Raw genomic sequence first — 18411 nt, forward strand, 5'->3', positions numbered from 1 at the left:
TGTGTGTGTGTCTTTTTTTCTCTCGTGTTCTGTTCCTTTGTGTAACCGCCCGGGCCGGGGTGGGTGGCCCTCTGGGTTTTTCGTCGATCCCCGTCGCGTCGGCTCGTCATGACGAGCCGACTCGACGAGGTCAGTTGGTCGGCGGCTGGGAGCCGACGACCCACATCGCGAAGAACTGCGAGCCACCGCCGTAGGCGTGCCCGAGCGCCCGGCGGGCGCCGTCGACCTGGTGCTCGCCGGCGCGGCCCCGGACCTGCAGGGCGGCCTCGGCGAATCGGAGCATGCCGGAGGCGCCGATGGGGTTGGAGGAGAGTACGCCGCCGCTCATGTTGACCGGCAGGCTGCCACCGAGGGCGGTCTCGCCGGCCTCGGTGAGCTTCCAGCCCGAGCCCTCGGCGGCGAAGCCGAGGTTCTCGAGCCACATCGGCTCGAACCAGGCGAACGGCACGTAGATCTCGGCACAGTCGATCTCGCGGGCCGGGTCGGTGATCCCGGTCGCCTTCCACAGCGCCGCCGCGGCCTCGCGGCCCGCCTGCGGGTTGACCTGGTCGCGCTCGGCGGCGGAGGTGGGCTCGGAGCGCATCACGGTGCCGTGGATCCAGGCGGGTGCCTCGTACGTCTTGGCGACGTCCTCGGCGGCGATCACCATCGCGCAGGCGCCGTCTGAGGAGGGGCAGGTCTCGTCGTAGTGGATCGGGTCCCAGAGCATCTGCGAGGCCAGCACGGACTCGACCGTGGTGCCCTCGTTGTGGAGGTGGGCGAAGGGGTTCTTCAGCGCGTTGTTGCGGTCCTTGGCCGCGACGATCGCGCCGACGTGCGAGGGCGCGTTGGCGCGGCGGATGTAGGAGCGTACGTGCGGGGCGAAGTAGCCACCCGCGCCGGCGTGCACGGGCATCACGAACGGGATCGGCACCGAGAGCGCCCACATCGCGTTGGACTCCGACTGCTTCTCGAAGGCGACGGTGAGGACGCGTCTGTGGACGCCGGCCTGCACCAGCGAGGAGGCGACGATCGCGGTCGAGCCGCCCACCGAGCCGGCGGTGTGCACGCGCAGCAGCGGCTTTCCGGCTGCGCCCAGCGCCTCGGCGAGGTAGAGCTCGGGCATCATCACGCCCTCGAACAGGTCCGGTGCCTTGCCGATGACGATGGCGTCGACCTCGTCGAGGGTCAGGCCGGCGTCCTCGAGCGCCCGGTCCATCGCCTCGCGGCACAGCCCGGCCATCGAGACGTCCTCGCGCTTGGCGCGGTGGTGGGTCTGGCCGATCCCGATCACGGCGGCTGGGGTCTTGCCCATCAGTTTCGTCCTTCCATCACGCACACGAGGTTCTGCTGCAGTCCCGGGCCGCTGGTCGCGTGGCCGAGCACCTTGTCGGCCGACCCGTCCCAGATCCGCTTGGCGGCCTCGCCGATCCGGATGGCGCCGGCGCTGAACATCGGGTTGGCGGCGAGCGCCCCGCCCGAGGGACTGATCTGCACGTCATCACCCAGTCCGAGCGCGGAGCGCAGGACGAGTTCCTGGTGGCTGAACGGCGCGTGCAGCTCGGCGACCTGGACGCCCGCGGTGCCGCCCACGGCGGCTGCTGCCCGCTGGGCCGAGCCGGAGAGCGTCAGGTCGCGCGTGCCGAGGTGGAGACCGTCGGAGCTGTGCGCGATGCCGGTGATCCAGGCCGGACGCTGGTTGGCGTCGTACGCGCGGTCGCCGGCGGCGAGCACGATCGCGGCCGCTCCGTCGGTCACCGGGGCACAGTCGTGCTTGCGCAGCGGGTCGGCGAACATCGGCCGGGCCAGCAGCTCGCTCACCGAGGAGCCGCCGGCACGGACGGCGTACTCGTTCTTCTCCGCATCGGTCAGCGACCGGTTGACGACCTCGGCCAGTGCGGCCTCGTCCCAGAGCCCGGCGTCGAGCCCGAGGCGCGCCTGGAGCGCGGCCAGGGAGACGGTGTCGGGCCACAGTGGCGTCATCGTGTAGGGGTCGAGCTGCAGCGACAGTGTGCGGCGCAGGACGCCCGCAGACGCCTTGCCGAAACCGAAGACCAGCGCGGTGTCCACCTCGCCGGTCTGGATCTTGATCCAGGCCTCGTAGAGGGCCCAGGCGGCGTCCATCTCGACGTGCGACTCGTTGACCGGAGGCAGCACCCCGATCGCGTCGATCGCGCTCACGAACGAGAACGACCGGCCGGCCAGGTAGTCGGACGAGCCCGAGCACCAGAACCCGATGTCCTTCTTGGCCCATCCGGTCTGCTCGTAGCACTCGGCCAGGATCGGCACGAGCAGCTCGGCCATGCTCGGCGACCCGTCGAAGTCCTTCATCTGTCGCTGGGCGAACCCGACGACGGCAACGTCTCTCACTGAGCGCTCCTCACAGGTGGTGCTTGTAGCTGTCGAAGTCCGCGTCCGGCTCACCGGTCGGCGCGAAGTGGCTGATGTTCTCGATGCTGGTGCCCCACTCGTCACGCGGCTTCCAGACCGCCTTGACCCGCATCCCCATCCGGACCTCTTCTGCCGGGATGTCCAGGATCAGGTGCTGCAGCGCGATGTCGGCGCCGTCGAGGAGGACGTACGCGGAGACGTACGGCGGCTTGATCTTCTGTCCCAGGAACGGGACGTTGACGATGCAGAAGGTGGTCACCGTGCCGACGTGGGAGAGCTCGATCTCCTCCGCGGTCGGCACGCCGTCGGTCGGGCAGGCGCCGCGCGGTGGGACATAGACCTTCCGGCACTTCGGGCAGCGCTGTCCCAGGATCCGGCCCTCGGCCAGGCCGCGGAAGAACGAGGACTCCTCCGGCGAGGCCGCGTAGTGGTAGTCGAGGCTGACCGGGGTCACGATCAGGCTGACGTCCTCGCCTCCGGCCTGCGTTGGAGCGCCTGCTGGGTTGCCTGCTGGGTCGCCGCCGTCGGCCTCGAAGACGAGGTCGTTGACCGAGCCGGTGCGCTCCTCGGCCCATCGTGCTCGGACCTTCATCCCGGTCTCGATGTCGTCGGGGGAGGCGACGTCGACGGCGTGCAGCCACGGGGTGTCGGCGCCGTCGATGGTGATCAGTGCGTACGCGAACGGCCTCTCGAACGGCTGGCCGGCGACGGGCTCGCTGACCCAGGTCCACGAGGTGACCGTGCCGGTGTCGGGCAGCTCGACGAACTCGGTTACGGCCTGGTGCGTGACCGGGTCGTACTCAGGGGGTGGGACGGCGACTCGACCGTCGCCGAGCCGGCCGCCGACGATGGTGGTGTCTCGCAGTCCGGTGAGGAAGCGGCCGATCACCGGGCCTGTGGATCTGGTGTAGTCGAAGGCGACCGTCACGGGTGCCTGAAGGGTGCGACTCATGACAGAAAGTGAAACACGTTCTAGTATTGGCCACAACCCGTAAGAGGCGACGAAGGAGTCGATGAGAGTGAAGTTGGGGCTACAGCTTGGCTACTGGGGAGCACAGCCACCGACGGGCGTCGGCGAGCTCGTCGCCGCCGCGGAGGAGGCCGGGTTCGACGCGATCTTCACCGCCGAGGCGTGGGGGAGTGATGCCCTGACGCCGCTGGCCTGGTGGGGCCGGGAGACCTCTCGGGTCCGTCTCGGCACCTCGATCGTGCAGATGTCCGGGCGTACGCCGACCTCGATCGCGATGCACGCGCTGACCCTCGACCGTCTCTCCGGAGGCCGGTTCATCCTCGGGCTCGGCGTGAGCGGTCCGCAGGTGGTCGAGGGGTGGTACGGCCAGCCGTTCGGCAAGCCGCTGGCCCGCACCCGCGAGGTCGTCTCGATCATCCGCAAGGTGCTCGCGAGGGAGGCGCCGGTGACCAACGACGGGCCGCACTACCCGCTGCCCTTCACGGGCGAGGGCTCGGTCGGGCTTGGCAAGCCGCTCAAGCCGATCGTGCACCCGCTGCGGGCCGACATCCCGATCTGGCTCGGTGCCGAAGGCCCCAAGAACGTCGCCCAGACCGCCGAGATCGCCGACGGCTGGATCCCGATCTTCTACACCCCCAGGTCCGCACCGATGTACGCCGACTGGCTGGCCGAGGGCTTCGCGCGACCCGGGGCGCGGCGTACTGCCGACGACTTCGAGATCGCCGCGACCTGCCATCTCCAGGTCGTCGCGGACGCGGAGGAGAAGCAGGCGGCGCTCGATGCGATGAAGCCGTTCGCGGCCCTCTACATGGGCGGGATGGGTGCCAAGGAGCAGAACTTCCACAACCAGGTCTTCGAGCGGATGGGCTATGCCGAGCTCGCCGGGCAGGTCCAGGCGCTCTACCTGACCGGTGAGAAGGAGAAGGCCACCGCGCTCATCCCCGACGAGCTCGTCGACGACCTGCACATCATCGGCACCGAGGCGGAGGTACGCGACAAGGTGGCCCAGTGGGAGGAGACCGGTGTGACCACGCTGCTGCTGAGCCTCGGCTCGGCCGCCGACGTCCACCGCATCGCCGAGGTGCTCGGGTGACGGCTGTCTACGCCGTCACCGGCTCGGCCTCGGGCATGGGAGCTGCGGTGGTCGAGCGACTCCTCGCCGCCGGGCACCGGGTCGTGACCGTGGACATCGCCGAGGCCGATGTGGTCGCCGACCTGTCGACGCCGCAGGGTCGCCGCGACGCGACCGAGAAGGTGCTCGCCGCCTGTGGCGGCCGGCTCGACGGCGCGGTCCTCGCGGCCGGGCTCGGGCCGGCGCCGGGGCGCGAGCGGCCCGCCCTGATCACGCAGGTCAACTACCTCGGTGTCGTCGAGCTCCTCGAGGGTTGGCGCGAGGCGCTCGCCGCGACCGGGAACGCCAAGGTGGTGGTCTTCTCCAGCAACTCGACCACCACCATGCCGCTGATCCCGGCACGGGCGGTCGCGGCGCTGCTCGAGGGTGACGCGGAGCGGGCGCTGAAGGCGTACCGGATCTTCGGGAAGCGGGCGCCGGCGATGGCCTACGGTGCCTCGAAGGTCGCGGTCACTCGCTGGGTGCGGCGGCGGGCGGTCGAGCCGGAATGGGTGCAGGCGGGGATCCGGCTCAACGCGATCGCGCCGGGCGCGGTGCTGACGCCGCTGCTGGAGAGGCAGCTCGCGACGCCGGGGGAGGCGAAGGCGATCCGGTCCTTCCCGGTCCCGGCCGGAGGCTACGGAGACCCCGGGTTGCTCGCCGACTGGGTGATCCACATGCTCGGCCCCGCCGCGGACTTCATGGTCGGCAGCGTCGTCGTGGTCGACGGTGGCACCGACGCCTGGTTCCGGGCCGACGACTGGCCGCGGCCGGTGCCGGGCCGGCGGTTGCGGGGCTATCTGCGCAGGATGCGTGAGTTCAGGAAGGTACGCGCGTGACCGACTCCACGACCGACCCGCTCGCGCCGGCGACGCTGGGTCCGGTGACCCTGCGCAACCGGGTGATCAAGGCGGCGACCTTCGAGGGCGCCTCACCCGGGGCGCTCGTCTCGGACCGGCTGATCGACTACCACCTCGCCGTCGCCGAGGGCGGCGTCGGGATGACCACGGTCGCCTATCTCGCCGTGGCCCCGGAGGGACGTACGCACGCCGACTGCATCTACTGGCGCCCGGAGGCCCTGGCGGGGCTGCGGCGGCTGACCGATGAGGTCCACGCGACCGGCGCCAAGATCTCGGCCCAGATCGGTCACGCCGGCCCGGTGGCCAACGCCAAGTCCAACGGGGTGCCGTCGCTGGCGCCGACGCGTTCGTTCAACGCGCTGGGGATGGCGTTCAACCGCGCCGCGACCGCGGCGGACCTCGCCCGGGTCGTCGAGCAGCACGGCGCCGCGGCCCGGATGGCGGTCGAGACCGGATTCGACGCGATCGAGGTGCATCTGGGCCACAACTACCTGCCCAGCTCGTTCCTCAGTCCGCGCCTCAACTCGCGTACCGACGAGTTCGGCGGGTCGCTGGCCAACCGTGCCTCCTTCCCGCGCCGGATCCTGGCGGCCGTCCGGGAGGCGGTTGCTGATGTGGGTGGCGGCCAGGTCGCCGTGCTCGCCAAGATGAACATGCGCGACGGCTATCGCGGTGGGTTCGACCTGCCCGAGTCGGTCGAGTTCGCGCGCCTGCTCGAGTCCGACGGTCACCTCGACGCGCTCGAGCTCACCGGCGGCTCCTCGTTCATGAACCCGATGTATCTGTTCCGCGGCGACGCTCCCTACCGCGAGATGGCCGCCAACATGCCGCTGCACCCGGTGATCCGGATGGGCATGCGGATGGTGGGGAAGGGCTTCTTCAAGGAGTACCCCTACAAGCCGCTCTACTTCCTCGACAACGCCCGCGAGTTCCGTCGTGCGCTCACGATGCCGCTCGTGCTCCTCGGCGGGGTCACCGACCTGGCTGGGATGCGGACCGCGATGGACGAGGGCTTCGAGTACGTCGCGATGGCCCGCGCGCTGCTTCGCGAGCCGGACCTGGTCAACCGCCTCCGGGCGGACCCCTCGACGGTGTCGCGATGCACCCACTGCAACCTGTGCATGTCGACGATCTACCCGGGGACCCATTGCCATCTCGACGACGAGCACGTCTACGGTGAGGCTCACCCGATCTTGGCCGAATCCTCCTCGGCCGACAGACCTGAGACGAGAAGCTAGATGTCCTCCATGCACTACGGACGTGCGCACCACCCGAAGGCTCCTGCCGGATACGTCCACGACGACATGACCGACGCCGAGATCAAGGAGCGGGAGGCCAGCCTGGTGCCGCTGACCGATTCGGTGCGCCGGCTCGTCGACGCCGTCGTGCGCACCCAGGTCTCGGACTCGGTCCTCGATGACGTACGCGGCCGGGTCGAGGCACTGACCGACGAGCTGCTCGCCGAGGCGCTGCCCGGTCCGCACGGGGTCCGGTTCGGGGCGGACGGCGGCTTCCGCAACTACGGCAACCCGGTGGTGGGGAAGGGGAACGCCTTCGCCCCGCCGCTGGCGGTGCAGCGCGACGGTGAGTACGTCTGGGCCGACTTCTCGCTCGGGCCGGCCTATGAGGGCCCGCCGGGGCTGGTCCACGGCGGTGTCTCGGCGCTGATTCTCGACCAGCTGCTCGGCGAGGCCGCCTCGGCCGGTGGTCGCCCCGGGATGACCGGCACCCTGACGATCGTCTACAAGCAGGGGACCCCGCTCGGGCCGCTGCGCGGTGAGGCGCGGATCGCGTCGACGGAAGGTGTGAAGGCGGTCGTACGCGGCCGGCTGCTGACCCGGCCGACCGACGGCTCCGAACCGGTGTTGTGCGTCGAGGCCGAGGGCATCTTCATCCTGCCGCGGTGGGCACGCGAGGCGATGGCCGCCGCCGACCGGGACCACGTCGGCGACGCCTGAACCGGCTCCCGCTCAGCCCTCTTCGCCAGGGCTAGAACACGTTCTAGTTTCACGGTAAGGTGCGGGCATGGATACCAGCCGCATCGGTCCCCACAACGGTCATCTGATGGTCTCGGCGCTGGAGCGCCACAAGAACCGTCCGATCATTCATCTCGGAGACGTGAGTCTCACCGGGGCGGAGGTGGCGGCGCGGATCAGTCAGTACGTCCAGGCCTTCGAGGCGCTCGGCGCCGGCACCGGCTCTGCGACCGCGCTGCTCGCGCTCAACCGCCCCGAGGTGCTCTTCATCCTCGGCGCCGGCCAGACCCAGGGGTTCCAGCGCACGGCGCTGCACCCGCTGGGTAGCGCGGAGGACCAGGCGTACGTCATCAACGATGCCGGCATCACCGGTCTGATCATCGATCCCTACTTCGCCGATCGTGCCGTCGAGCTGCTGGAGATGTGTCCTGGGCTGAAGCGGGTGCTGACCATCGGACCGGTGCCGCCGCCGCTGGCCGATGTCGGCGTCGATCTCGTCGCCGCCGCGGAGACCTATCCGGTCGAGCCGCTCACCGCCAGGCTGCTCCCGCCCGACCACGTCACCTCGATCACCTACACCGGCGGGACGACCGGGAAGCCCAAGGGAGTGATCGGGCTGTCCGGGTCGTTCGCGACGATGACCCAGGTGCAGCTCTCGGAGTGGGAGTGGCCCGAGGCGCCCCGGTTCCTGATGTGCACACCGCTCTCGCACGCCGGCGCGGCCTTCTTCGTGCCCGTCGTGATCAAGGGCGGCACCCTGTTCGTGATGCCGAGGTTCGACCCGGCCGCCGTCCTGGAGGCCATCGAGCGCGAGCGGATCTCCTCGCTGATGGTGGTCCCGACGATGCTCTACGCACTTCTCGACCACCCGGACTCCCGCACCCGCGACCTGTCGTCGCTCGAGACCGTCTACTACGGCGCCTCCGCGATCAACCCGGTGCGCCTGGCCGAGGCGATCGAGCGGTTCGGGCCGATCTTCGCGCAGTACTACGGCCAGTCCGAGGCGCCGATGGCGATCACCTACTTCGCCAAGGGCGACCACGTCGACGCCGACGGGAAGCCGCTCACTCATCGGCTCACCTCGTGCGGCCGGCCGTCCGCGCTGGTCCGTACCGCCCTGATCGGTGCCGACGGCCAGCCGGTCGCGCCTGGCGAGCCCGGCGAGATCTGCGTCGCCGGACCGCTTCTCTCCGGTGGCTACTGGCAGCTGCCCGAGGTCACCGCCGAGACCTTCCGCGACGGCTGGATGCGCACCGGCGACGTCGCGCGGGAGGACGAGGACGGCTTCTGGTACATCGTCGACCGCACCAAGGACATGATCGTCACCGGCGGCTTCAACGTCTTCCCCCGTGAGGTCGAGGACGTCATCGCGACCCATGCCGCGGTCGCCCAGGTCGCCGTCATCGGCACCCCGCACGAGAAGTTCGGCGAGGCCGTCACTGCCGTGGTCGTCCCTCGCCCCGACGCGGTGCTCTCCGACGAGGTCGTCGCCGAGATCCAGGCCCTGGTCAAGGAGCGGAAGGGCTCCGTTCACGCGCCCAAGTCGGTCATCGAGATCGACGCGATCCCGATGACCGCCCTCGGCAAGCCCGACAAGAAGGCCCTCCGCGCCCGCTTCTCGCAGTGACGTACGTCAGGGGTAGCGGACCACGTAGCGAAGGTGGGTCACCCCGCGCCCCTCGAGGCGCCGGGTGAGATCGAGCTCGACGGGCCCGACGCCATCGTCGGGGAAGAGTCGTCTCCCGGCACCGAGGAGAACGGGCACGAGGTGGATCTCGATCTCGTCGAGCTGGCGCGCGGCCAGAAGCGCCTGACCGAGGCCGGCGCCGTGTGCCATGACGACCTTGTCGCCGGACACCTGCCGGGCCTCGTCGGCGCACCGATCGACGTCCGTGAAGTAGCGGGCACTGCCTGGCGGGACGTCGTCGGGGTGGTGGGTGAGCACATGGATCGGGACGCCGTCGTGGTGGTCGCCACCCCAGCGGTCGGCCAGCTCATACGTACGCCGCCCGGAGATCAGCGCTCCCGTGGCGAGGTACTCGCGGTAGACGTCGCCGTTCACGCCGGCGCCGTGACGGTCGTCGAGCCAGTCGAAGATCCGCCCACCTCCCCGACCGAGCCCTTGGCCACGGCGGTCGTCCGGGCCGGTGACGAAGCCGTCCAGGGTCATGGACATGGACAGGCGGACGGGGGTGCGAGAGGTACGTGAGGTGTCGGACATGGTTCCTCCTGTTGGTGGTGCGCCGCGGAGGGCGACGCTCACCAGGACCACGATCGGAATCCGGCCGATCCGACACGATGGGCTCGGAGGTCCCACTACGCTGGCTCCGATGTCAGGCGCGACGGCAACGGGCTATGGGGTCGTCACCAAGACCCTGCACTGGCTGACCGTCGCCGCCTTCGTGCTGCAGTTCGTGGTCGGCTATGCCATGTCGCCGGAGGCCGACTGCGACCCGCCGGGGGAGGACCGCAGCGGCGGTGACACCTCCGACGCGGAGGACGAGCGGATCGACCGCATCGAGGAGGCCTGCGAGGCTCGACTCGGCGACGAGGGCACGCTCGAGACTGCGTGGTCCGACCTGTGGGGTGGCGGCATCGGTGTGGACGGCATCAGCCTCCCCGAGCTGCACATCCTGCTCGGCCTGGCCATCCTGCTCCTTGGCGGCCTCCGGGTCGCCTGGCGCATGATCGCACCGCTGCCCCCGTGGCTCACCGCGTCCGACCGGCGGCTGGCCCATGTCACCGAGCGCGCGCTGCTCTCACTGATGTTCGTCGTCCCGCTCACCGGGCTCGCGCTGGTGGCCGTCTCCGGCGATCTGGTCGCGCTGCACATCGCTGCCCACATCGCGTTCTTCGTCGCGCTCGGCGCACATCTGCTGCTGGTGCTGCGGAGTGGGCTGCTGCCGCGGATGCTGCCCGGGGCTGCGTACGTCAGGAAGGGCCGGGCCTGACGGGGTCTCAGCGTCCCTTGAACTCGGGCTTGCGCTTCTCCAGGAAGGCCTTGGGCCCCTCTTTGGCGTCCTCGGAGGCGAAGACCGCGGCGCCGACCTTCGCGTCGTCGGCCCAGGCCTCCTCCTCGTGCTTGCCCTCGGACTCGCGCATGGTGCGAAGGATCGCCTGGACGGCGAGGGGGCCGTTGGCGGCGATCATGTCGGCGAGCTCGTGGGCCTTCTCGAGCGCGGTGCCGTCGGGAACGACGTGGCCGATGAGGCCGAGCTCCTTGGCCTCGGGGGCGAGCAGCGTACGTCCGGTCAGGAGCAGCTCGGCGGCGACGGTGTAGGGGATCTGGCGGGGGAGACGGACCGCGGAGCCGCCCATCGGGTAGAGCGACCAGCGGGCCTCGGCGACGCCGAACTTGGCCGACTCGCCGGCGACGCGGATGTCGGTGCCCTGCAGGATCTCGGTGCCGCCGGCGATGGCGGGGCCCTCGACGGCCGCGATGAGCGGCTTGGTGAGCCGGAAGCCCTTGAGCAGACCCTTGATCACCGACGGGTCGAAGCCCTCCTCGAACGACTCCGAGGGCGGCTTCTCGTCCGCCTTCTTCAGATCCATCCCGGCACAGAAGTAGCCACCCGCGCCGGTCAGGATGCAGACCCGGATCTCGGGGTCCGAGTTCACCCGGTCCCAGGCGTCCTCCATGATCCGCAGCATCTCGGAGGAGAGGGCGTTGCGGCGCTCGGGACGGTTCATCGTGACGATGAGCTTGTGGCCGTCCTGCTCGACGATCGCGTGGGGCCCGGAGTGGGTCTCAGCAGAAGATTCTGTGATCGGCATAACATCAGACCCTAGCGGAAAACTGAAACGTGTTCTAGTCTCGCAGTCATGGCGCTGAACCTTGCTGACCTCTTCGAACACGCCGTCGACGCCGCGCCCGAGAAGGTGTCGGTCCAAGTCGGCGACCGCAAAGTGACTTACGCAGAGCTCGAGCGTGAGTCCAACAAGCTGGCCCACTACCTGGCCGGCCAGGGGATCGGGAAGGGCGATCACGTCGGGCTCTACTCCAAGAACTCCGTCGAGCACGTCATCGCCCTGCTCGCGATCCTCAAGATCCGAGCCGTCGCGATCAACGTGAACTACCGCTACGTCGCCGGCGAGCTGGAGTACCTCTTCGACAATGCCGACCTCAAGGCCCTGGTGCACGACCGCGTCTACGCGCCGCTGGTCGCCGAGGTCTCCCCGAAGCTGGAGGGACTGAAGACGTTCGTCGCCGTCCCCAACCCGCTCGAGCCCCACGACGAGTCCGACCTGAGCCCGTTCGGCGGCGTCACGCTCGAGGAGGCCCAGACCGGGCAGTCCGACGCGCGCGACTTCGGCGAGCGCAGCCCCGACGACATCCACGTCATCTACACCGGCGGCACCACCGGCTTCCCCAAGGGCGTGATGTGGCGTCACGAGGACTTCTGGCGCGTGCTCGGCGGCGGCATCGACTTCATGACGGGCGTGCCGCTGGAGGAGTACGACCAGTCCAAGCAGGCCGCCGGCGGCGGACTCATCACCCTGCCGCTCAGCCCGCTGATGCACGGCGGCGCCCAGGCGAGCCTGCTGATGCACCTCTTCGCCGGCCAGGTGACGATCCTCGAGCCCAAGTTCGACCCGGTACGCACCTGGGAGATCGTCGACCGCGAGAAGGTCCAGATGATGTTCATGACCGGTGACGCGATGGCGGTGCCGCTCATCGACGCGTACGAGGCCGGTCCCGGCAACGGGCAGAGCTTCGACGGCCAGTCGCTGTTCGCCATCGCCTCCTCGGCCGCGATCTTCTCCAAGTCGGTCAAGGAACGCTGGATGCGGGCCTTCCCGAACGCGGTCTTCACCGACTCGATCGGCTCGACCGAGACCGGCTTCCAGGGCACCGGGCTCCAGGACGCCTCGGCGCTCTCGACCGACGGCCCCGTGGTGACCGCGGGTGCCCACACCGCCGTGATCGGCGACGACGGCCACCCCCTCGACCTCGCCGCCGACGTCGGCCAGATCGGCCGCACCGCCCGCAAGGGCCACGTGCCGGTCGGCTACTACAAGGACCCCGAGAAGTCGGCAAAGACCTTCGTCGAGATCGACGGCACCCGCTACGCGATCCCCGGCGACTACGCCCGGATCGAGACCGACAACCGCCTCACTCTCCTCGGGCGGGGCTCCAACTGCATCAACACCGGCGGCGAGAAGGTCTACCCCGAGGAGGTCGAGGCCGCCATCAAGGCCCACCCCGACGTCTACGACACCCTCGTCGTCGGGATCCCGGACGAGCGCTACGGCCAGGCCGTCGCCGCGGTCGTCCAGCCGCGACCGGGTGCCACCATCGAGCTGGAGGGGCTGCGTACGTTCCTGCGGGCTCACCTGTCCGGCTACAAGCTGCCGCGTGCGCTGACCATCGTCGACGCGGTGCCCCGCAACGCCACGGGCAAGGCCCAGTACCCCAAGGCCAAGGAGATCGCCCTGGCCACCCAAGCGACCGCAGCAGAGCAGGACCCCGAAGGAGCAAAGGCATGATCCGTACGGCACTGTGCGAGGCGTTCGGGATCGACTACCCGATCTTCGCCTTCACCCCTTCGGAGCACGTGGCCGCGGAGGTCTCCAAGGCCGGCGGGCTGGGCGTGCTGGGCTGCGTACGCTTCAACGACGCCGAGGAGCTCGACCGCACCCTGACGTGGATGGACGAGAACACCGATGGAAAGCCCTACGGCGTCGACGTGGTCATGCCGATGAAGGTGCCGACCGAAGGCACCTCGACGGACCTGTCGGCCTACATCCCGGCGGAGCACACCGAGTGGGTCGACAAGACGCTGCTCTCCCTGGGCGTACCGCCGCTGCCGGAGGGGGAGGGGCGCGAGGGTGTGCTCGGCTGGCTGCACTCGACCGCGCGCTCGCACGTCGACGTCGCGCTGCAGCACCGGCCGGTGCTGATCGCCAACGCGCTCGGCACCCCGCCCAACGACGTGATCGAGAAGGCCCACGAGCACGGCGTCAAGGTGGCCGCCCTCGCGGGAGCCCCGAAGCACGCGGTCTCGCACGTCTCGAACGGCGTCGACATCATCGTCGCCCAGGGCTACGAGGCCGGCGGGCACACCGGGGAGATCGCCTCGATGGTGCTCCAGCCCGACATCGTCGACGCGGTCGGGCCGGACGTACCGGTGCTGGGTGCCGGCGGGATCGGCTCGGGCCGTCAGATCGCCGCCTCGCTGGCGCTCGGTGCGCAGGGCGTCTGGACCGGCTCCATCTGGCTCGGGACGAGCGAATATCGCAACCTCAACACCCACGCCGGCTGGGAGACCGCCTTCACCCGCGCCACGTCCGCCGACACCCGCCGGATGCGGATCTACACCGGCAAGCCCGCCCGGTTGCTGAAGTCGAAGTGGACCGATGCCTGGGAGGCCGAGGGCTCGCCGGCGCCGCTCCCGATGCCGCTGCAGAACCTGCTCGTCTCCGACGCCCACAACCGGATCAACGCCGCCGGGGATCCCGACGTCGTCGCGATGCCGGTCGGGCAGATCGTCGGCCGGATGAACGAGGTACGCCCCGTCGCCGCGGTCATGGCCGACCTCATCGCCGAGTTCGAGGCCACGGTAAAGCGCCTGGACGCGATCGCCGAGGGATAGTCCGAAGCACCACGAAGGCGCCGGCTCGTCGAACGAGCCGGCGCCTTTCTCATGCCGCGACTCGTCGCGCCTTACCTCGGCGCACTATCGCACACAATGGTCGCCGGCGCCGCTACCGCACACCATGACCCCGCCGCACAGACGGGCGGGGCGCTGACAGGATGGACGCGTGACGATCTCGAGCTACGTACGTGACGGACTCACCTTCGACGTGATCGACTCGGGCCCGGCCGACGGCGACCCGGTCGTGCTCCTGCACGGTTTCCCGGAGCGGGCGACCTGCTGGCGCGAGGTGTCACCGATCCTGCACGAGGCCGGCTTCCGCACCATCGCCCCGGACCAGCGCGGCTACTCGCCGGGTGCCCGGCCGCGTACGCGCCTCGGCTACGGCGCCGGCCAGCTGGTCGAGGACGTGGTGGCGCTCATCGATGAGATCGGCCGGCCGGTGCACCTGGCCGGTCACGACTGGGGGAGTGCGGTCGGTTGGGGAGTGGCGGCCAAGCGGCCCGACCTGGTCCGGAGCTGGACCGCGATGTCGGTGCCGCACCCGGTCCCGTTCGCCCGGTCGATGAAGGGGCCGCAGCGGCGCAAGTCGGTCTACATGGCACTCTTCAACATCCCGCTGCTTCCCGAGCTCGTCTCCGGGCGAGAGGGCCGGATGGAGCGGATGATGCGGGGGAGTGGCTGGAACGACGAAGACGTCGAGCGCTTCCGCGAGGAGATCGTCGACTACGGCGCGCTGCCCGGTGGCCTGGGCTGGTATCGCGCCCTGCCCCTGGCCCCGCGCGTCGGCCGCGTCTCGGTACCGACGACGATGCTCTGGAGCGACGGCGACGTCGCGATCGGCCGGACTGCCCTGGAAGGCAACGAGGACTCCGTCACCGGTCCCTACGAGTTCATCGAGCTGACCGGGGTCAGCCACTGGATCCCTACGAAGGCGCCGTGTGCGGCCGCCGACGCGATCCTCTCGACCATCGCCAGGGCGGGTCAGTCCTGAGTCGAGGCCTAGGCGGAGCGTCGGGCGCGCTGGCTCAGTCGTCCTCGGTCCCGCCGACGGTCGGAGAGCTCGACCGGGGCGTGGTGTCACGAGCTGTGATCGCGTCCCGGACACCGCGGATCGCTGTGCGGATCATGTCGCCGTACGACCCTGGCGGCAGCGCCGCCACACGATCCTCCGCCTCGCCGATCTGCACGGCGGCCGCCTCGAAGGAGCCGAGGCGACGCAGATTGTCGGCGATGTTGAGGTGCAGGCTCGGGTAGAAGCCGGCGACCTCGAGGCCCGCATGGTGCTCACCGGCCCGATCGTCGGTGAGTGCGCGGGCGGCGTCGAGGGCGCGTACGTCCCAGATGAGTGCCTCGGCCGGATCGGGATTCAGATCGGCGAGGTAGTGAGCGAGTGTGCACCGGTGAAGCGGATCGCCCAGCACTCCGAGGTCACGCCAGATGGCGAGCAACTCCTGTCGTGCTCTGGCGGTCTCGCCTTCGTGGCCACGGGTCACGGCGATGGTGATGGCGTCCATCGTGGGATCAGCTGCAGGGGTCGCGGTCATGCCTCGATGCTGGGGCTTCGACCGACCTGAAGGTCAAGGACTTGAGTACGCGAACTCATCACGCCACGCGGCGGCACCGCGAGACTCGTCGCATGCTCGCTCTCGACCGCCCGTCCGGCACCCGTTGGCGTATCACGCGCCTTCCCTGGCTTCCCATCACCACGTCCTTGGCGTCCGTCGTGGTCGTTCTCGCCCTCGGCAGGCTGGCCACGAACTGGCTGGACGTCTATCTCGTCTTCTTCGGGGACCAGCCCGAGATCGACCCGGCGAACATCGCCACGTACCGCGTCTGGGCCACGATCGCGCTCGCCGCGCTTCTCTGCGGCGCGCTCGCTCACCTGCTCAACCGTGGGCGCCGCCTGCTCGGGACGTTCTGGCAGGTTCTGCTGGTCATCGTCGGCACGGCGATGGTCCTGATCTGCTACATCCCTGGCTCGGTGGACCTACCGGCACCGGAGCGAGAGGACGACGGTTATCGCGCCCCACCCTGCTACTCCGGCGGCGACAACGACGAGTGCGTCGGTGGCTGACACGGCAGGCCGTCCGTTGAACTGCCGTCAGCCGCGGTCGTGAAGCGTGATGTGGTAACCGTCGAGGTCGGCGAAGGTGAACGTACGCCCGAAGGGGCCGTCGATCGCCGGGGAGGCGATGGTGTGCCCATCGGCGACGAGAGCATCGTGGATGGCCTGGACGTCGGTGGCATGGAGCCAGATCGCAGCACCGATACCAGGCTGAGCGACGGACGCGAGATCGGTGCCCGGCACGACTTCGCGAAGCGCGAACGCGATCGGCTTGGTCTCGAAGACGACGGCATGCGGAGGCCCGGTCGGCGAGCGTACGAGGCCGAGGTAGTGCTCGTAGAACGCCTGCGACGCGTCGAGGTCGCGCGCCTGCAGGGAGATGAAGTCGGGGCCGGTGACGGGAATGGTGATGCTCCTTCAGTGTGTGTCAGTTATCTGACACGAGAAGGCTATGTCAGAATACTGACATGAGTCAAGACGCCGTCGACCTGGACAAGTCGCTGGGCTACCTGCTGAAGGAGGCGTCGAGCGCTTTGCGCGCCGCGATGGAGGAGGTGCTGCGCCCCCTCGGCATGAGCGTCACCCACTACGCATGCCTCGAACTGCTGGCGCAGCGGCCCGGTCTGTCGAACTCCGAGCTCGCTCGAGGGGCATTCGTGACGCGCCAGACGATGAACGTCCTGCTCCGCGCCTTGGAGCGAGACGGCGACGTGACCAGGCCGGCGGAGGCCCCCGTCGGGAAAGTCCTCCCCACGCGGCTCACGCGTCAAGGAAGGCGGAAGCTCGAGGAGGCCACCGTCGCGGTTCGTACTGTCGAGGTCAGAATGCTGACCGGCATGAGTCCGGCAGATCAGTCCGACGCGTTCCGGATCCTGCAGGGCATGATCCACGCCCTACGTGATAGTGGTGACGGCGCCTGACTGATCTGCAACTTCGGAGCCTATGGCCGGACGCTTGAAGCCCGCCAGAGCGCGGCGGCAAGCCAGAGGGCCGCGAAGGCGACGAGTACGCCCCAGACGATCCGCCCCGCGTGCGGGAGGAAGAACTGGGGGAGCATCGTGACCAGGAGAGCGGCCAGCGGGACGGCGCTCCAGCGGGGCAGGGATCCCGAGCGCCAGACCGCGATCGCGATGAGCACGGCAGCGCCGGCGACGAGCACCAGTCCGATCAAGAAGATGGTCATCGCGGTCGGATCGAGGCGGAAGTCGTTGCCCACGTCGGTCAAGCTGGCGTCGCCGTCGGCCACGGCGCGCTCGCCGATGGCCTTGAGCCCGTAGACCTCGGCGCCGTAGTAGGAGATGGTCAGGCCGGAGCCGATGGAGCCGATGACAGTGGCGAGGTGCGCGGTCCCCTCCTGCGGCATCCCGTCGAGAAAGCCACGGATCGCGCCATAGCCGAGCGGGATGAGAATGAGGCCGACGATGGCACTGATGTGCGCGATGCTCCAGCCGGCGGAGGCCCACGCCGCCGCTCCGTCGAGCGTGCTCTCGTCGGCGCGTGGAGCAACGATCTCGTAGACAGCAAAGAGGATGCCGGCGATCGCGAACGCGATGGCGCCCATCCGGATGCGACGGCCAGGGTAGGTGCGGGGGACGGTCACTGCAGAACTCCTCGGTGGGTGCGCGAGAGCAGTGCTCTCAATTGTGAGCGATGATGACACGCATCGACGCGCACCGCACGCGATTTGATCGGCATTCGTCCGAGACCGATTGGCGGGCTTCCGGCAATCGGCTGATAGGCCGTAGCGCTATCGCACACGTTGTGGGTTTGGCGCGATACAGCACAAACGGCCACGACAACGGAGCGGAATCGCGTCCATGCGCGCATCCGTTGGCAGGCGGTGATGTGGCCTTGCTGATCCTGGGAGCTCTACGTGCGTCGCGTGAAGCGGATGTCGCCGTTGGGGAGGCGCTCGTGCAGGTACGCGGCGTCGTGGGCGCGGTGGTGGTGATGGGCGCAGAGCAGGGCAGCGTTGTCGAGGTCGGTCGCCCCACCTTGGGCCCAAGCGAGCCAGTGATGGGCTTCAGCCCAGGTCCCCGGGATGTCGCACCCTTCGGCCTCACAGGTCGCTGACCTGAGCAACAGCGCACGGCGCTGGGCAGCGGTGAAGAAGCGTTCCTTACGACCGAGGTCGAGAACCTCGGAGGCGCCGCCGAGGACGGCGGGGAGGATGCCTGCGGTGCAGGCCAGCCGGCGGGCTTCGGCGGCGGTGATCGGGCTGCCACCGATGATCTGGGCGATGCCGGCCTCTTTGCGGAGTTGGTCGAGGTCGATGGTCACAATCACCGTGGTCGCATCCCCGCCATGGATCGGCAGCCGGGCCGGGTCAATCGTCTCGAGGAGCTGACAGAACGCGCGTCCCAGCCGGCGGTCATAGGGCAGGTACTCACCGGTCTCGGTGCGGGTGCCGTCCTCGCGTCGGGGTGAGGCGAAGGCCTCCAAGGTGGTGGCCAGCCGGTC

20 protein-coding genes are annotated in these 18411 nt (G+C 69.5%); 11 read left to right on the top strand and 9 right to left on the bottom strand.

The features are described 5' to 3' along the window. Positions 1 to 130: 130 nt before the first annotated feature. From ABT304_RS30595 to ABT304_RS30605, 3 genes are read right to left on the bottom strand one after another with little or no spacing between them, the layout of a single operon-like run. Positions 131 to 1294 (bottom strand): thiolase family protein, encoded by a 1164-nt coding sequence (locus ABT304_RS30595; RefSeq protein WP_350721168.1) that lies wholly within the window; start codon positions 1292 to 1294, stop codon positions 131 to 133. Beyond that, positions 1294 to 2349 carry a thiolase family protein gene (locus ABT304_RS30600; protein WP_350721170.1) on the bottom strand — a complete coding sequence of 352 codons (1056 nt, stop codon included), beginning with the start codon at positions 2347 to 2349 and terminating at the stop codon, positions 1294 to 1296. Before ABT304_RS30600 ends, ABT304_RS30595 begins: the two co-directional genes overlap by 1 nt. 10 nt (positions 2350 to 2359) lie before the next feature. Next, the gene (locus tag ABT304_RS30605) at positions 2360 to 3322 is read right to left on the bottom strand and encodes a Zn-ribbon domain-containing OB-fold protein (RefSeq protein ID WP_350721172.1); all 963 of its coding nucleotides are present in this window, start codon (positions 3320 to 3322) and stop codon (positions 2360 to 2362) included. Between the two features lie 61 nt (positions 3323 to 3383). Between ABT304_RS30605 and ABT304_RS30610 the strand changes: the two genes are divergently transcribed. From ABT304_RS30610 to fadD8, 5 genes are all read left to right on the top strand, one after another. Continuing rightward, positions 3384 to 4433, top strand: coding sequence for an LLM class F420-dependent oxidoreductase (locus ABT304_RS30610; RefSeq protein ID WP_350721174.1), 1050 nt, complete (start codon positions 3384 to 3386; stop codon positions 4431 to 4433). After that, on the top strand, positions 4430 to 5290 hold the full coding sequence (locus ABT304_RS30615; protein WP_350721176.1) for an SDR family oxidoreductase: 861 nt from the start codon (positions 4430 to 4432) through the stop codon (positions 5288 to 5290). The genes ABT304_RS30610 and ABT304_RS30615 overlap by 4 nt, the downstream gene beginning before the upstream one ends. Further along, positions 5287 to 6549 carry an NADH:flavin oxidoreductase gene (locus ABT304_RS30620; RefSeq protein WP_350721178.1) on the top strand — a complete coding sequence of 421 codons (1263 nt, stop codon included), beginning with the start codon at positions 5287 to 5289 and terminating at the stop codon, positions 6547 to 6549. The genes ABT304_RS30615 and ABT304_RS30620 overlap by 4 nt, the downstream gene beginning before the upstream one ends. A gap of 9 nt (positions 6550 to 6558) precedes the next feature. Then, entirely contained in the window at positions 6559 to 7269 is a 711-nt protein-coding gene (locus tag ABT304_RS30625; RefSeq protein WP_350721180.1) for a PaaI family thioesterase, read from the top strand. Positions 7270 to 7336: 67 nt separating this feature from the next. After that, the gene (fadD8, locus tag ABT304_RS30630) at positions 7337 to 8914 is read left to right on the top strand and encodes a fatty-acid--CoA ligase FadD8 (protein WP_350721182.1); all 1578 of its coding nucleotides are present in this window, start codon (positions 7337 to 7339) and stop codon (positions 8912 to 8914) included. 6 nt (positions 8915 to 8920) lie between these two features. Here the strand turns inward: fadD8 and ABT304_RS30635 are convergent, their stop codons facing one another. Beyond that, positions 8921 to 9508 carry a dihydrofolate reductase family protein gene (locus tag ABT304_RS30635; RefSeq protein WP_350721183.1) on the bottom strand — a complete coding sequence of 196 codons (588 nt, stop codon included), beginning with the start codon at positions 9506 to 9508 and terminating at the stop codon, positions 8921 to 8923. A 109-nt stretch (positions 9509 to 9617) separates the two neighbouring features. Here ABT304_RS30635 and ABT304_RS30640 point away from each other — a divergent pair, with 109 nt between their 5' ends. Further along, on the top strand, positions 9618 to 10238 hold the full coding sequence (locus ABT304_RS30640; protein ID WP_350721185.1) for a cytochrome b/b6 domain-containing protein: 621 nt from the start codon (positions 9618 to 9620) through the stop codon (positions 10236 to 10238). Positions 10239 to 10245: 7 nt separating this feature from the next. On the opposite strand, the gene ABT304_RS30645 is transcribed toward ABT304_RS30640, so the two are convergent. Continuing rightward, complete coding sequence (locus ABT304_RS30645; protein ID WP_350721187.1) at positions 10246 to 11061, bottom strand: crotonase/enoyl-CoA hydratase family protein; 816 nt, start codon at positions 11059 to 11061, stop codon at positions 10246 to 10248. A gap of 48 nt (positions 11062 to 11109) precedes the next feature. On the opposite strand from ABT304_RS30645, the gene ABT304_RS30650 reads away from it, so the two are divergent. From ABT304_RS30650 to ABT304_RS30660, 3 genes are all read left to right on the top strand, one after another. Next, positions 11110 to 12774, top strand: coding sequence for an acyl-CoA synthetase (locus tag ABT304_RS30650; protein ID WP_350721188.1), 1665 nt, complete (start codon positions 11110 to 11112; stop codon positions 12772 to 12774). Further along, positions 12771 to 13880, top strand: coding sequence for an NAD(P)H-dependent flavin oxidoreductase (locus ABT304_RS30655; RefSeq protein ID WP_350721189.1), 1110 nt, complete (start codon positions 12771 to 12773; stop codon positions 13878 to 13880). Before ABT304_RS30650 ends, ABT304_RS30655 begins: the two co-directional genes overlap by 4 nt. Positions 13881 to 14049: 169 nt before the next feature. Then, on the top strand, positions 14050 to 14877 hold the full coding sequence (locus ABT304_RS30660) for an alpha/beta fold hydrolase (protein WP_350721191.1): 828 nt from the start codon (positions 14050 to 14052) through the stop codon (positions 14875 to 14877). A 34-nt stretch (positions 14878 to 14911) separates the two neighbouring features. On the opposite strand, the gene ABT304_RS30665 is transcribed toward ABT304_RS30660, so the two are convergent. Continuing rightward, a complete protein-coding gene (locus ABT304_RS30665) occupies positions 14912 to 15430 on the bottom strand; it encodes a hypothetical protein (protein ID WP_350721193.1) in 519 nt (172 codons plus the stop codon). A gap of 92 nt (positions 15431 to 15522) precedes the next feature. Between ABT304_RS30665 and ABT304_RS30670 the strand changes: the two genes are divergently transcribed. Continuing rightward, a complete protein-coding gene (locus ABT304_RS30670; RefSeq protein WP_350721195.1) occupies positions 15523 to 15960 on the top strand; it encodes a DUF6234 family protein in 438 nt (145 codons plus the stop codon). A gap of 27 nt (positions 15961 to 15987) precedes the next feature. Here ABT304_RS30670 and ABT304_RS30675 read toward each other — a convergent pair whose 3' ends face one another. Then, positions 15988 to 16362, bottom strand: a complete 375-nt coding sequence (locus ABT304_RS30675; RefSeq protein WP_502890466.1) for a VOC family protein — start codon at positions 16360 to 16362, stop codon at positions 15988 to 15990. A gap of 56 nt (positions 16363 to 16418) precedes the next feature. Between ABT304_RS30675 and ABT304_RS30680 the strand changes: the two genes are divergently transcribed. Further along, positions 16419 to 16871: a MarR family winged helix-turn-helix transcriptional regulator gene (locus ABT304_RS30680; protein WP_350721197.1), complete on the top strand. Its 453-nt coding sequence runs from the start codon at positions 16419 to 16421 to the stop codon at positions 16869 to 16871. Positions 16872 to 16891: 20 nt separating this feature from the next. Here ABT304_RS30680 and ABT304_RS30685 read toward each other — a convergent pair whose 3' ends face one another. Next, complete coding sequence (locus ABT304_RS30685; RefSeq protein WP_350721199.1) at positions 16892 to 17551, bottom strand: hypothetical protein; 660 nt, start codon at positions 17549 to 17551, stop codon at positions 16892 to 16894. 269 nt (positions 17552 to 17820) lie between these two features. Beyond that, a partial coding sequence (locus tag ABT304_RS30690) for an HNH endonuclease signature motif containing protein (RefSeq protein ID WP_350721201.1) occupies positions 17821 to 18411 on the bottom strand: 591 nt, incomplete at its 5' end.

This window comes from Nocardioides sp. NPDC000445, from assembly GCF_040300245.1.
GTDB lineage: Bacteria > Actinomycetota > Actinomycetes > Propionibacteriales > Nocardioidaceae > Nocardioides.

What these genes read in the sequence shown, in the direction of transcription:
- ABT304_RS30595 (WP_350721168.1), bottom strand. Translation starts at nt 1,294, where the DNA reads ATGGGCAAGACCCCAGCCGCCGTGATCGGGATCGGCCAGACCCACCAC.
- ABT304_RS30605 (WP_350721172.1), bottom strand. Translation starts at nt 3,322, where the DNA reads ATGAGTCGCACCCTTCAGGCACCCGTGACGGTCGCCTTCGACTACACC.
- ABT304_RS30610 (WP_350721174.1), top strand. Translation starts at nt 3,384, where the DNA reads ATGAGAGTGAAGTTGGGGCTACAGCTTGGCTACTGGGGAGCACAGCCA.
- ABT304_RS30625 (WP_350721180.1), top strand. Translation starts at nt 6,559, where the DNA reads ATGCACTACGGACGTGCGCACCACCCGAAGGCTCCTGCCGGATACGTC.
- fadD8 (WP_350721182.1), top strand. Translation starts at nt 7,337, where the DNA reads ATGGATACCAGCCGCATCGGTCCCCACAACGGTCATCTGATGGTCTCG.
- ABT304_RS30635 (WP_350721183.1), bottom strand. Translation starts at nt 9,508, where the DNA reads ATGTCCGACACCTCACGTACCTCTCGCACCCCCGTCCGCCTGTCCATG.
- ABT304_RS30640 (WP_350721185.1), top strand. Translation starts at nt 9,618, where the DNA reads ATGTCAGGCGCGACGGCAACGGGCTATGGGGTCGTCACCAAGACCCTG.
- ABT304_RS30645 (WP_350721187.1), bottom strand. Translation starts at nt 11,061, where the DNA reads ATGCCGATCACAGAATCTTCTGCTGAGACCCACTCCGGGCCCCACGCG.
- ABT304_RS30650 (WP_350721188.1), top strand. Translation starts at nt 11,110, where the DNA reads ATGGCGCTGAACCTTGCTGACCTCTTCGAACACGCCGTCGACGCCGCG.
- ABT304_RS30655 (WP_350721189.1), top strand. Translation starts at nt 12,771, where the DNA reads ATGATCCGTACGGCACTGTGCGAGGCGTTCGGGATCGACTACCCGATC.
- ABT304_RS30665 (WP_350721193.1), bottom strand. Translation starts at nt 15,430, where the DNA reads ATGACCGCGACCCCTGCAGCTGATCCCACGATGGACGCCATCACCATC.
- ABT304_RS30670 (WP_350721195.1), top strand. Translation starts at nt 15,523, where the DNA reads ATGCTCGCTCTCGACCGCCCGTCCGGCACCCGTTGGCGTATCACGCGC.
- ABT304_RS30680 (WP_350721197.1), top strand. Translation starts at nt 16,419, where the DNA reads ATGAGTCAAGACGCCGTCGACCTGGACAAGTCGCTGGGCTACCTGCTG.